Source organism: Stieleria bergensis, from assembly GCA_007745635.1.
GTDB lineage: Bacteria > Planctomycetota > Planctomycetia > Pirellulales > Pirellulaceae > Stieleria > Stieleria bergensis.
This window is the reverse complement of sequence record CP036272.1, coordinates 1,855,814-1,868,778: the sequence shown is the minus strand read 5'-3', so window position 1 is coordinate 1,868,778 and position 12,965 is coordinate 1,855,814. Positions and strand designations below refer to the sequence as shown.

13 protein-coding genes are annotated in these 12,965 nt (G+C 54.7%); 5 read left to right on the top strand and 8 right to left on the bottom strand.

The annotated features are described in order from the left end of the window. Window positions 1–52: 52 nt before the first annotated feature. The 4 genes from SV7mr_RS06320 to SV7mr_RS06305 form a co-directional block, all read right to left on the bottom strand. Entirely contained in the window at window positions 53–1,309 is a 1,257-nt protein-coding gene (locus SV7mr_RS06320) for a cytochrome-c peroxidase (protein ID WP_145270263.1), read from the bottom strand. Window positions 1,310–1,682: 373 nt separating this feature from the next. After that, entirely contained in the window at window positions 1,683–2,996 is a 1,314-nt protein-coding gene (mutY, locus tag SV7mr_RS06315; RefSeq protein WP_419188171.1) for an A/G-specific adenine glycosylase, read from the bottom strand. Window positions 2,997–3,171: 175 nt separating this feature from the next. Further along, complete coding sequence (locus SV7mr_RS06310; protein WP_419188170.1) at window positions 3,172–4,326, bottom strand: PDZ domain-containing protein; 1,155 nt, start codon at window positions 4,324–4,326, stop codon at window positions 3,172–3,174. A 225-nt stretch (window positions 4,327–4,551) separates the two neighbouring features. After that, the gene (locus SV7mr_RS06305; RefSeq protein WP_145270259.1) at window positions 4,552–4,968 is read right to left on the bottom strand and encodes a hypothetical protein; all 417 of its coding nucleotides are present in this window, start codon (window positions 4,966–4,968) and stop codon (window positions 4,552–4,554) included. Window positions 4,969–5,027: 59 nt separating this feature from the next. Here SV7mr_RS06305 and SV7mr_RS06300 point away from each other — a divergent pair, with 59 nt between their 5' ends. The 4 genes from SV7mr_RS06300 to SV7mr_RS06285 all read left to right on the top strand — a co-directional run bounded on the left by SV7mr_RS06300 (window position 5,028) and on the right by SV7mr_RS06285 (window position 9,071). Then, the gene (locus tag SV7mr_RS06300; protein ID WP_419188169.1) at window positions 5,028–5,366 is read left to right on the top strand and encodes a hypothetical protein; all 339 of its coding nucleotides are present in this window, start codon (window positions 5,028–5,030) and stop codon (window positions 5,364–5,366) included. A 108-nt stretch (window positions 5,367–5,474) separates the two neighbouring features. Continuing rightward, a complete protein-coding gene (locus tag SV7mr_RS06295; RefSeq protein ID WP_145270255.1) occupies window positions 5,475–5,852 on the top strand; it encodes a hypothetical protein in 378 nt (125 codons plus the stop codon). A gap of 488 nt (window positions 5,853–6,340) precedes the next feature. After that, window positions 6,341–7,426: an ImuA family protein gene (locus tag SV7mr_RS06290; protein ID WP_419188168.1), complete on the top strand. Its 1,086-nt coding sequence runs from the start codon at window positions 6,341–6,343 to the stop codon at window positions 7,424–7,426. Beyond that, entirely contained in the window at window positions 7,332–9,071 is a 1,740-nt protein-coding gene (locus tag SV7mr_RS06285) for a Y-family DNA polymerase (protein ID WP_145270251.1), read from the top strand. Before SV7mr_RS06290 ends, SV7mr_RS06285 begins: the two co-directional genes overlap by 95 nt. Window positions 9,072–9,158: 87 nt before the next feature. Here SV7mr_RS06285 and SV7mr_RS06280 read toward each other — a convergent pair whose 3' ends face one another. After that, window positions 9,159–9,800, bottom strand: a complete 642-nt coding sequence (locus SV7mr_RS06280) for a hypothetical protein (protein WP_419188167.1) — start codon at window positions 9,798–9,800, stop codon at window positions 9,159–9,161. Here SV7mr_RS06280 and SV7mr_RS25130 point away from each other — a divergent pair. Then, window positions 9,790–9,933, top strand: coding sequence for a hypothetical protein (locus SV7mr_RS25130; protein ID WP_419188166.1), 144 nt, complete (start codon window positions 9,790–9,792; stop codon window positions 9,931–9,933). The genes SV7mr_RS06280 and SV7mr_RS25130 overlap by 11 nt on opposite strands. A 63-nt stretch (window positions 9,934–9,996) precedes the next feature. Here SV7mr_RS25130 and SV7mr_RS06275 read toward each other — a convergent pair whose 3' ends face one another. The 3 genes from SV7mr_RS06275 to pyrE all read right to left on the bottom strand — a co-directional run bounded on the left by SV7mr_RS06275 (window position 9,997) and on the right by pyrE (window position 12,909). After that, complete coding sequence (locus SV7mr_RS06275) at window positions 9,997–11,577, bottom strand: sulfatase (protein ID WP_145270227.1); 1,581 nt, start codon at window positions 11,575–11,577, stop codon at window positions 9,997–9,999. Window positions 11,578–11,662: 85 nt separating this feature from the next. Then, window positions 11,663–12,322 (bottom strand): DUF8091 domain-containing protein, encoded by a 660-nt coding sequence (locus SV7mr_RS06270; RefSeq protein WP_145270225.1) that lies wholly within the window; start codon window positions 12,320–12,322, stop codon window positions 11,663–11,665. Between the two features lie 29 nt (window positions 12,323–12,351). Beyond that, on the bottom strand, window positions 12,352–12,909 hold the full coding sequence (pyrE, locus tag SV7mr_RS06265; RefSeq protein ID WP_145270222.1) for an orotate phosphoribosyltransferase: 558 nt from the start codon (window positions 12,907–12,909) through the stop codon (window positions 12,352–12,354). Between the last annotated feature and the right edge of the window lie 56 nt (window positions 12,910–12,965).

The following is a 12,965-nucleotide window of genomic DNA, read 5'->3' as shown; positions in this document are numbered from 1 at the left end:
CGAGCCGCTTAAGCATTTTTCTTAATCGCAGCGGGACGCCACAGTCCAACGCTTACTCGGGTAGACGATCCGTTTCGACTTTTGGGAATGTCCCCAATAGCCCTTCTTTCATGAACGCCACCACGTCGGCTTCTTCTTGCTCGGTCAGGTTAAGTACCTTCATTTTGTCACTTAAATGCGGGTTCTTGTGACCGCCCTTGTTGTACCACTTGACCACCTCTTCTAAAGTCCCTTGAGATCCGTCGTGCATGTACGGGGGAGACAGGACAACGTTCCGAAGCGTTGGCGTCTTAAACGCTCCTTTGTCTTTGGTGTCACTGGATACTTCATGACGTCCAAAATCGGGTTCGTCAACTTCCATCCCCACACCGAGATTGTGATACTGCTCGTCAGCGAAATTGGCTCCCGAGTGGCAGGCAGAGCAGTTCGCTTTTCCAAAGAACAACACCTTGCCGCGTTTCGCTGATTCGCTCATGGGATTGGCTTTTGTCGCCGCGATCAAGGCATCGTACTGTTGTTTTAATTCTGGATCCTCGTCCAAGAAGTCTAAGTCATCAGCGAAGATCTTCTCGAAACGTTCCAGGGCCTCTAGATGGTCATAAGGCATGGGACCTGTCACCAACATGCGTTCAAAGGCGGCGATGGCTTTGCCAACGTTGTCAATCGTGACTCCGTCGGGGAAGACTTTGCTGAACTCCATGCTGTAGACGGGATTCTTTTTGAGATCGGCAACGCACTTTTCATGGGTGTTTCCCATTTCAATTGGGTTGGCGATCGGTCCCACTGCTTGCTCTTCCAACGAGGCGGCGCGGCCGTCCCAAAACTGAGCCTTGCTGAGGATCCGGTTATAGGAAACCGGTGAGTTTCTGCCGCCTTCCTGACCATCCACTCCTACGCCAAATTGAGTCTTGGCAGCGTACCCTTGCGCGGGATCATGGCACGAAGCACATGAAATCGTGCCGTCAGAAGACAAGCGGGGATCAAAGTAAAGCTGGCGTCCCAGTTCGACCTTCGCTCGCGTCAGTGGATTGTCGGCGGGAATGTGCATGGCACTGGCCCCCGCTTCAAGCCCCTTGGGCAATTTCACCTTCAAGGTTTCGTGGTTTCCGCTGTCGCTGAACCACTTTGCAGCCTCTTCCAACGTCAACTCCCCCTCGCCGGGAACACCGGTCAGCAGAGAGTCTTCTTGGCCCAAGACGATCAAGCCGTCTTTGGCTTCCACTTCGATCACTGGCTCAACACCGAAGACCATCGTGGAGGCAGTGCAACAAAGAGCGGCACAGAGTGCGGTGCGTAACGTTGACTTCATAGCGTTCAAAATCTGAAAGGAATCAAGTTGATGGGTTAGACAGTCTGCGCAGCAGTATAGTTTGCCGGTAAGTCTCGTGCATCGGATCTGAGGGGACTGCGACAAGCAATCTCCAAGCTTCAATCCACGTTGGCGTGGCTTTTGGTGCAAACCGCCGCCGAGAAAACGGGCGACTGCCTTGTTCTGCGTCTGTACGAGTTGAACCGCGATCATCACCGTTGTTCTAACAGCCTAAAAACCTGCTGCCGTTGGAAACTGATGACCAGCATCGATCGCTGACCGAAGCTTACCGTCCACTCAGCGATCAAACGGCTCGCCTGGAGGCCGCTTCGCTGAACGCAGCGAACATTCCACCGGGAATCGCGGCGATTCGTCATTCCGCAAGCGGCAAAAACGACTGCTGTTGCGTTTGCAAGTGACGGACAATTTTTCGTCCTGACACGCTCATCGGAAGCTCTTCCAATTCCTTGAGCGATTTCCAGTTCCACGGCTCAGGAGGATCCAGGGCCAGAATTCCTGGCGGCTTGATGTCCGCAAGCCTTTGCCGCGACGACTGTTCTTCAGCACGACACAGAACCTGATGCACATGCAATGAAATGCGATACTTTGTCACAGCGTGCCGAATGGTGGCTAGGCGAACACCGGCCATCAGAGGAGTCTCAAGCTGCTTGGACAGCCAATGCGCGGCATGATCAACCGATTCCATTTCAGCATCGGTCGGTCGAGGGAAATCCCATAGCCCTGCCCACCGACCGCCGTCAGGTAAAGGGCGGACCAAGAACTCTTGCTCGCCCGTTTGCGTGTTCGCACCTGTCTGGGACACAGCTCGTTTCTTGATTTTTTGCTGACCGTTCGCAGCGGTCGTCACGGACTTGGGCGGACGGGAAACGATCAGCGCGAACTCCGTGCGATCCTGATACTCCAAGCGTTTAATCTTTCCGGGAATCACATCCTGCAACGCGTGCTTGGCAGCGCTGCATGCCGACCGCACGGGACAGGTCTCGCATTTCGGCTGACGTGGAGTGCAAACCAAAGCACCCAGTTCCATCGCAGCTTGGTTGAAACGGCCGCTCTCCGCTTGAGGCAGCATGGTTTCGGCGAAATGCCAAAGCAACTTGTTGGCTTGCTTGTCAGTGGGTGTCTGACGCAAGCCAATCCAACGACTGTAAACGCGCTGAGTGTTGCCCTCTAGAACGGGCAACCGAGCGTCTCCAGAGATCGACAGCACAGCCCCCGCTGTGTAACGCCCCACACCCGGTAACGCCAAGACCGAGTCATAATCCGCTGGAAACTGACCACCGTGCTGATCAACGATTTGCTGGGCTGCCGCATGCATCGATTTGACGCGCCGGTAGTACCCCAAGCCTTCCCAGTGACGCATCAATTCATCAATGTCAGCTGCCGCCAACGACTGAATATCGGGAAAAGCTTCCATCCAACGATGGAAGTACGGCATGACGGTGGCAACTTGAGTTTGTTGCAGCATGATCTCACTGACCCAAACCTTGTAGGGCTGTGGATCACTTCGCCATGGCATGCTGCGAGCGTGCACGTCAAACCAAGCGAGCAGGCGCTGGCGCAAACGGCTGCGCCAGGATGACCGTTGCCAATTGTCATCGAAATCCAGCGACTCCGCATCGAATGTTTCTGGTGTCGCGTGACTTGCTGCAGGTTTCTTCTTGGGCATCCCTTTGCCTCCTCACATTCCGCTCCGATCAGATTGCTTCAAGCTGATTGCTTCAAGCTGATTGCTTCAAGCTGATTGCTTCAAGCTGATTGCATCCAGCGACGCGACGACTGAGAAGACGGGGTCAGTCCCCAATTCATGCCTCAAAGCCATCGGAACTCGCGGCCGTGCGGTCTTAGTTCTTCAATTTTTGCAGCGTCGCGGTACAGTTGACTGGAACACCTGATCGCAGAAGCTTGATTTTGACTTCATCGCCAACATGATGTTTTCCAATTTCTTCCAGCAGATCGTCAAAGCGAGAGATCTTTTGGTCGTTGATGCGAACGATCACGTCATACTTTTGCACACCGGCTAGGTCAGCACCGCTATCGAGCACCACTTCGTTGACCGTGCACGCGTCCAACGAACTTGAACTACAGCTGACCCCGAGAAATCCGCCATTGCGAACCGCGACCTTCACGCCGGGCAACGCACGTTCCAGCGTTTCACGCTCGGCATCGCCACCACCCGTCCCCATTAGCACGAGCGACTCGCGGAGCGGCAACCGCCCCAGCAACGCAAATTGCTCTTCATTCAGCTTCTTGTAGCGCAGATCCAGACTGCTCATCGGACGCATGAAGTCCAACTGTTTGAAGGCATCATCACTGATTTCACAGTCAATCAACTTCAAAGTTTGGCAATCAGGCATTCCCACAATGTGCTTCATCATGGCAACATTTAAGTTCAGGTCCTGAACATCCAGGACTTCGATGCCTCGGACCCATGCCAACCAGCGCAGCCCTTCCTCTCCGCCGTGGAATGGAGCTCCGACTTGAAGCACTAGGCGAGTCTTTGTGCGGGATCCAATCGCTGATTCCCGGTAACCCACGACAGCCCCATCAAGCACCAGTGACTTCAACGCGGCGCCGGATCGGGCATCGACGGCCGCTCGTCTGGTCGAGACGGCGAGTTGTGCGACAATGCCATGTTGATTGTCCGCCAAATCGCTTAATGCCCCCATCGCAGAACTTTCCGACCAGGGCGTATCAAGCTGGACCAGCATCCCCAGCAACTCGATCGTGCTCTTGCGAGCTTCTAAGTTGCTGCCAGCAAAGTGCTTCATCAACAGCGGCACCGCGTCGGCACCGGCAGCCAGCAACTTGGTGCGCGCCAGTTTGCGGGCGGCGTAACGGTCACTGCCTAACTGAGTGACCCAATGACTCAGTGGCTGGGGCGTTCGTTTCCAGCCCATGCCGTTGGGGTACAGACGATCCAGAATGGAATCGGATTCAGCGGCCGTGTCAGCCGATGAGCTGCCATCGCTCGCGCTTGCAGAGGGTTCCTTAGACACCGGAGGCTCAGCCCATAAAGCTCCCACCGAAGCAACAGGAGCCAACCCCCAAGCAACAGCGATCAAAGCAAGACACATCAAGTGTGACTTCATGTCTGCACCCTGAACGTGTTTGGGGTGAGGAACGAACGGTGAGTGCTAATCTGGCGTGACAGAGCAATCACAAGAAACGTTCCCGCCGTCAAGCGGGAAACTGCCCTGTGGTGTCAGAACTGAACCAGCCTATCAACCCACACACCAGCGTTCACGGAACCACAGTTCGCGGTCCGCTCGACGCGGGTTGTATTTGGTTGATGGATTGAATTTATGAGTGGTCAGAAAGGACATGAACGCTCGGCCCGGCACTTCAGCGTGCTGAGTGATGATGTCGACGTACTCGCTTTCCGGCTTCCAATCGTACAGGATCTTTTTGTCCAGTTCGAACTTCTCGTCCAAGTATTCCACACCAGAAGAGCTGCAGACGACAAAATCGCAGTCGCGTTTGCAAAGGAAATTGAGCAGCTTGGAAGCCAGCGCTCGCGTTTTCTCTTGATCGCCCTCGCAGGTGGCCGATGCAATGTTCCAAACACTGACAAAGCTGTGCTCGTCCTGATCATCCGGCGAAATCTTGAAATCAATTGGTTCTGCGGTGGCAGTTGCCATTCTGAAATGCCCTCTAAGAGAGAATATGGTGTGCGGTCAAGATTCAATTTTACTCCATCTTGGCTCGTTCGCACAGCCATGACGTCCCCAGCATGGCCCTGGCAAACAATCTTTCCCGGGGACTTTCTTCGCTGCGGCACACCTGGCCTGATGGGCTGCTTGAAGGCCAGGATTCGCTAGCACTCTGGATCGGCCAGCAAAGCACTCTGGATCGGCCAGCAAAGCGCTCTGAATCGGCTAGCAAAGTGTCCGGGATCGGTCAGTTAAGGGTCGCCAACGCTGAATCATGCTGTTCCAAGCCTGAATTCCCAGGTTTTCTTGGTTTCTTTCACCACGTGACCAGTGGTGTCAACCGCGTCGCGATGATTCTGCCAACACAAGGCAACACGCCGCTTTGAGCCACAGATTGCTTTGAAATCATCCCCCACCAGCACTTTCTAACCGGCCGCACAACACACGGGCCAACCAGACTGGACTGGAACCCTCCATTCGACGGGCGATTAACCATGACTCAGCTTTCTCTCTTCGACGCGTTCACGACTTCAAACAGCTCCGCCACAGTTGTGATGGCACCGGAAACCGCGCCCAGCACCCAATACCGTCCCGGCATCAACGAGCTTCCAGCGGAACCTACCGAAGCCGATGCATTGCAGCCCCAGCGCGACGAAGACGGCGTCTATCGCATGGGCGATTTGGCTCGCCTAGTCATCTTGCGTTACCAAGTGGCGGCCAAACGGCGCGAGGAACAAGCCGCTCGCAAAGCCATCGCTGCTGCCGAACGCGCCGCCGCTCTGGCTGAAGGCGTGTTCACCAAAGAGCGTCAGCGACGAGCCGCAGAACGCGATGCCGCCCAAAGCAGTGCTCAATTGGCCTCCAGCTGCTAAGCGGCATCTTCAGCTGCTGATTGGGGCACCGCAAGCAGCCGTCTCACGATCCCCAGAAGGCCTTACAACCAGTACTTTCGGAAAAAAACGTCCACCTGTCATGGGCCAACCAAGGGTAGCCGACTGAACCTTTACCCATTGGATGGAAGAAACCCACTTCTTTTTTTGCTAGCATTAAGATGTATGGAAGGTGCTCCCAGGCAATCGCCCCGAGAATTTCACGCGCGGTTGAAGACGTGAATTTCGCGCGCGGTTGAACACGCTCACCGGCAGCGACTTCGTCGGCAGAACCAGGATAGCACCCTGAACGACCACGCCGGAAACACCCGTGCTGGCCCCCCTACACCCAAAATAACAACCGGGCGCGTCCATGAGACCGACTGCCTGATCATCACTTGGCTTGGCTTTCTTTTAGGGTCCGTGCAAACGCACCTGCCTACTTGTTTTCCATTTCAACCATGACGCAACAGCAACCCCTTTTTGATTTCATGGACTCACCCTCCATGAATGCTGCTGGGCAAACACAGAATGCTGCGTTGGCACAGAATGCTGGTGGGTCAGCAAAACGCACAGGCAAACCAAGTCGTTCCAAGTCGACTCAGACGATCACCCAAACCTTTCGCTCAGCACGGACTCACCAGGAAGCGTTTGCCACACCGGCGCCGTTAACCTTGCAGGCAGCCCCAACCAAGCCTGCCACACAGCCCGCACCAGAATCGGTCCTCGATTCCTTACGTCGCCAAGTGGGCTGCATCAGTCAACCGAGAATGTTGGAATCGGGTTCAAGCCATAGCGAAGTGTTTTCCAGCGGCTCAGAAACGATCGATCAGTGGCTTCCCAATGGTGGCCTGCATCCAGCGGCAATCACTGAATGGATTGCCGCTCAACAAAGCGTGGCCACTGACACACTTTCATTGATCGCCGCCTCCAAGCGTCTGAACAAAGTCTCGCGGCGCCCGATCATGATTGTTGATTGCCAAGGCGTCTTTTACCCGCCTGCAGCACTTGCGTTGGGGATTCCTGCTGAGCGCATGATTTTGGTGCGTCCTCGCAATAGCCGTGATGCGTTATGGAGCATCGCTCAGGGGTTGCGAAGCGGCGCCTTGGCAGCGGTTTGGGCCAACCTGCCGATGCGACTGGACAGCCAAGAAGCTCGCCGCTTACAACTGGCCGCTGAAACCGGCCATACTCCTGGACTGTTTGTGCGTGACTTTAAGGCTCGCCGTCAGCCTAGCTTTGCAGACGCTCAGTTTTACGTTGCTTCGGAACCACGATCTCCGCAAACACAATCACACTCTGCTGATCGCACGAATTCACGCCCACCTGTTCAGCCCCCCGCTCCAACACGTGTGTTTGATTTTGAAACCATTCGTCTGACCATGGATCGTGCTCGTGGTGGTGCAGCCGGACAAACGGGGCTCTTTCAAATCGACGCCACTGCCAACTTGCGTTTCGTTCGCACTCTCAACACTCGGCGCCATGAAACGTCTACTGTGCATCTGGCTGCCCAATTGGCCAATCCAAAGGTTTCAAAACGAGTCTCGCCAAAACCTGGTCAACGCTCGGCCAGCTGAAAGCAATCTCTCCACCGGCGAACAAGCAGACGCAGCGCAGTCACTGCCGCCATCGCCATGGGTGATTTGGCATCAAGACGCTCGCAGGGGTCGTTTGGTGATCGCTTGCTGCCAGCGAGCGGTTCAATCAGCCGTTCGTCCGGGGATGCCGATCGCGGAAGCAGTTGACCTGCTGAACCATCGGGCACGTCAACGCAGTTCGGAGAGACCAAACGCAGCACCGATTCTTGCTGAGCATGACCCCATTGCTGATTTGGCAGAGCTCGAACGTCTGGCCACGTTACTGGTCACTCAGGTGAGCCCGTTGGTTGGCATTGAAGCGCGCGATCGCAGACCATGGGCAGGCGAATCCCTGTGTGAACCGGAATCACTATTTTGCCAGCTCGATGGAGTGACTCATCTGTTTGATGATGAACCGGGTTTGCTTGAACACGTCAAACGCATGCTGCATCGCGAAGGCTATCAGGCTCGTCTCGCCATCGCCTCGAACTCAGCAGCCGCCTGGGCGTTGACTCATTACCACAGCAGCGATTGTTTGATTTCAACGGATCAAACTGCGGAACTCAGTCGGCTCCCCGTTGCCAGCTTACGCATTGCCACAGAAACACACACGACCTTGTCACGGCTGGGAATCGAGACACTGGGACAGTTGTGGAATTTGCCGCGCGGTGGACTCGCACAACGACTCGGGGAAGCCTTGGTTGATCGCATGGCCGAGATTCAAGGCGAAGTCGAATCACCGCTCACCGCTTTCCAACAACCGATTCAGTTCTCAGCTAAAACCGAATTGGAGTACGCCACCGACGATTTGGAATTGATCTGCAATCGCATGCAGCAGTTACTGGACCAAGTTTTGGCGGCGATGAAAACAGCCGGCCAAGGCGTGTTGCGTTTGGTGTACCGACTGCAACTGATCGATGCAGCGCCGCTGACCGCGGTCATTGGCCTGTACTCACCGACTCGGCAACGCGAACACCTGATGGAGCTGATTCAGGCAAACTTGGAATCAATCAACCTGCGTGCATGCGTTTGCAAGATCGCATTGAGCATCTTGCAGAGCGAGCCACTGCGTGCTTCGCAGCCAATGCTGTTTGACGACGACGGTTTCTCCATGGACGCTGCAAGCGCGGGGGACCAGTCATTAGCTCAATTGGTCAACACGCTTAGCGGTCGCCTGGGTTATCAAGCCGTGCAAGTTGTCCGAGTGAATTCCAACCCGTTACCGGAAAAGGCTTATCGGACTTATCCGCTAACAGACTATCGATCACGCAAATTAGTGAACAAGCTGCCCGGTCATGCCAAGAAAATCAGTGTCCGAAAAGAGCAGGGCGGGGCAACGGAGCGATCATCGTTTCCAACACGACATGATGCTCGCCGTCGCCCGGTGCAACTTCTGCGTCGCCCGGTGCCGATCGAATGCCTGCGCCGCGAGCAAGACCAACAGTCGTCTCCCACCATCCGTTACCAAGGGCAGGATCACCTTGTGAAAGTCTTTTGGGGCCCCGAACGCATCGAGACCGCTTGGTGGGACGGCCCCTCGGTGCGTCGCGATTACTATCGCGTGCAAACCGATTCGGGCAACCTCTGGTGGATCTTCACGGACCTGAAAACGGGCCAGTGGTACCTGCACGGTCGCTTTGGATAGTGGCCTCGTCTGCGAACCTGGCTTCACCAAACAAACCTCAAACCCCAACACCGGCAAGCGGCCACAGTCGCAGCCGCTTCGACGGGTTTAGAAAACCAAGGTGTTGGTGCCTTGATCGCCTTCTTCCCAGTATCGTCGCACTTCGCGCAGCCCATAAGCGCACATCTCAAACTGTTCGCTCATCCGATGGATTAGATCACACGATGGGCGTCCCTCTCCGCCTTCGATTCCCGAGGCGATTGCATAAGCGCGTTTGCCTTGCTGACAGTAATCGATGAATCGGCCATCAAGTTTAGGGGCCACTTCATCACGCCCTAAACTCTCAGGATACATTCCAGACCAAAACAAGGCAAAGTCGCCGACGTGTTGATAGACTTCCCGCTTGGCAAGTCCGATTCGGCGCTCCGCTTCACCGATCATTTCCAGCAGGTGCTTCGTTCGCATTCCATCGTTGCGTCGAAGCGAATACAAGGAATCCACTCGCACGAATCGCATCATCAGATCGCTGACGTAATCCACTAACTGGACATCGACGACGCCGAGTTTAGTGTGAAAGATAAACTCGTTGATGCCACGAAAGAAACGGTCAATCGCCGATTCATCAGCACTCATCGAGGCCGAATCACTGCTGGCCGAATCACTGCTGGCAGATTCCTGAAAACCATCCTGGGGCGTTTGATTCCGCTCTGGATCAGAGTCTTCAGGGTTGGGAGTTGGCGTGGGTGACATCGGTTTAGAACCTCCGCTGCAACAAGAACTGGCGATTCTTGATCAGTCACAGCGGTTGAATGTCACCGACATGTTACTGATCGGCTATCGCTTGATTCACTGGCTGCTGGCATCGCGATCTGCTGATCCCTAGACCTAAAGGCGTAAGATTCGTCAGACGCACCATCAAACCAGAACAATTTCGTCTCTAACTATTTTAGTCGATAGACGGAGCACTACCCCACCAATTTTTACTCGGCTGCCAATTCGGCTCTAAAATCTGCTTGTGAAACTTTTCTAATCGTTGCTTGGTTGCGGTTTGTAGACTTTGGTAGTAACGCTGCGTGGTTTCGGCATTATAACGAGGATCCGGCTTAGGACGCCTGGCATTGGTCTCAGTCAGCCATTGGTCTAGTTGTCCCCATAAAGCGTCCGCTGTGGCGGGATGAGTTAACGACAAGTCACTTTGCTCACCAATATCAGCATTGAGATCATACAGTTCATTACGACCGTCTTCGTAGTAATGAATCAGTTTCCACTGGCCCAAACGAATCATGGCATGGGGCTCCCCGCCTTGGTTCCCATAGTGCGGATAGTGCCAATACAAAGGTCGCTCATCCATGCTGCCTCCCTGGAGGACACTTTGCAGACTAACGCCGTCAAGGTGCTGCTGAGGCCGCAAAGGCAAACCGCATAGATTCAGTAATGTGGGATAGAGATCTGCGCCAGTGACAGGCACATCGCTTTGGGAGCCAGCTTCGACGAGAGCCGGAAACTTGATGTAGAACGGCTCTCGAATCCCGCCTTCCCACTGACGCCCCTTGCCGCCTCGAAACGGCAGGTTACTGGTGCAGTACGCGTCGCCAGAAGAAACACCACCGTTGTCACTGGTGAAGACGACAATGGTGTTCTCTTCCAAACCGTTGTCTTTCAAGGCCTGCAAGACCACGCCGACAGCGTCGTCAACGGTTTCCACCATGCCAGCATAAATGGGATGGTCTTGAATCTGGCGAACGGGCATGGTGCGATCAACACGAAACCGTTGTGCATCTTCATCAACTGGCGGAGCAAGCTTTCTGTATTTTTGCCACAACTCTTTGGTCGTCTGAACGGGGCCATGCACGCTGTAGAAGGACAGCATGGCAAAGAACGGTTTATCTTGATGCTGCTTGATGTAGCCTGCTGTTTCTTCCGCCAGACGCATCGGCAACGACTCTCCGGCCGGACCATCCTCGAGGGCTGGATTCTTGAACGGCGCGAAGTAGCCACCGGGAGGACTCCCGCGGTGGTGTCCCCCTTTATTAACGTCGTAACCATGATCATTGGGCCACGAACCTTCAGCCCCCAAGTGCCACTTGCCGGCAAAGAAGGTGCCGTAGCCGCCGGCCTTGAATGCCTCTGCGATCGTCACTTGATCTGCAGGCAATGCGTGAACGTACTCGGCCGGCAGAACTCGATTCGGTCGTTTCCAATTCATGCCTTCCGCGGCACCGATCCAATCGGTGATACCATGTCTTGCGGGAAACGTTCCTAATTGGATGCTAGCCCGCGAGGGACTACAAACACAGCATGTTGCGTAACCTTGAGTGAACCGCATGCCGTCTTTGGCAATGCTGTCAATGTGCGGCGACCGATAAAACGTACTGCCTTCAACGGACAGATCCTTGATGCCCATGTCATCCATCAGAATCAGCACCACATTGGGCGGCGTCGCAGAAACCAACGCGGGAACCAACATCATCACCAACAAGACAAGGGGACGACCCCAAGCATTCAAACGCATGTCAAACCAATTCATTTTAGGTGGCAGCAAACAAGACGAAACGACAACAGTATAGTCTCATCGCTGGACGCTGTTACGGCCGCATCAAAGAATCGCTCACCTATGCCGCTCGATAGATAATGCCTTGTTTTTTCCGCCCCACCTGCGTGATCGCATTGGTGTGTTTCAAAACGTAGGCGATCTTCTGTGCCATCCAACGTGGCTGGCCGGTTGCCTGGGCAATGTCAATGGTCGTGAACGAGTCTTGATCCTTGTTCAATCCAATCAGATCAAACAATTGGCTGGCCTTACGAAGCGTGATGGAGCGATGGATCTTTTCTAACTGCACATCGACAACGCAATAGTCGTTCTGCCAGCTGCGGCGTCTGCGAGACGGCACACGCACTTGCTGCACATCGACCAGAACCAATTCCAGAATCAGATTACGATGTGGAAAGACCCGCGTGAAATAGATGAGATCGTCAAACACATCCAACACATCACCGCGTTTTGGACTGTAGCGGCGCTGATGAACCTGCGCTTTGGCGGACTTCTTTTTTGCGATCCGCGTACGAATGGTCACCGGCTTGACCACTCGCACGGTATTGTCCTTGACGAGCTTGGCGATCTTGCGATTAATTGCACTTAAAGAAGCACACTGGACTTCGATCAGTTCATCATCACGCACTGCATCGATTCGGTAGTCACCCATCACGACTTCCGTGTTGGCTGCTTCACCGGCGTAGTGCAGTTTAAGCTGTTGATGTAATGACGTTTCCAAGGTCCTTCCGGCAACGTTTGTTGGAGCGCTTACTCAGGAGCGATCCCAAAGTCGGTGATGTCACAGAGCGTCTTCAAGGTCAGTCCGCGTGCTGCAAAGGCTTCCTTGCCACCGGCCAGGCGATCGATAATGCCGATCACTTCACGCACTTTGAGCCCAAAGGCTTCACAGGCATCGACGGCATTCAATGCACTGCCACCACTGGTGATCACGTCTTCAACAACGACAACTTCCTGGCCGGGCTCGACGGGGCCTTCAACCTGCTGTCCCATGCCGTGGCCTTTGGGTTCTTTACGAACCATGAAACCTTTCAATGGCAGATCTTGTTGGCCGGCGAGCATCACGATCGATGCGGTGATCGGATCGGCTCCGATCGCCATGCCACCCACTGCGGCAGGCAATTCACCCGCTTCCTGAATGACTGAAAGCATTCCTTGGGCGACCAAGTTAGCACCTTTGGGGTGCAACGTGATTTTTCGGCAATCCAAGTAATAGGACGCCTTTTTGCCGCTGGCGAGAGTAAATTCACCTCGCTGCAACGCTTCTTGGCCAAGCAGTTCCAACAACGCTGGTTTGTAATCAGTCATAGGGACGTTCTTCCGAGTCATGGTGTACTTGCAACCGCCGACGTCGTTGGCCAGTG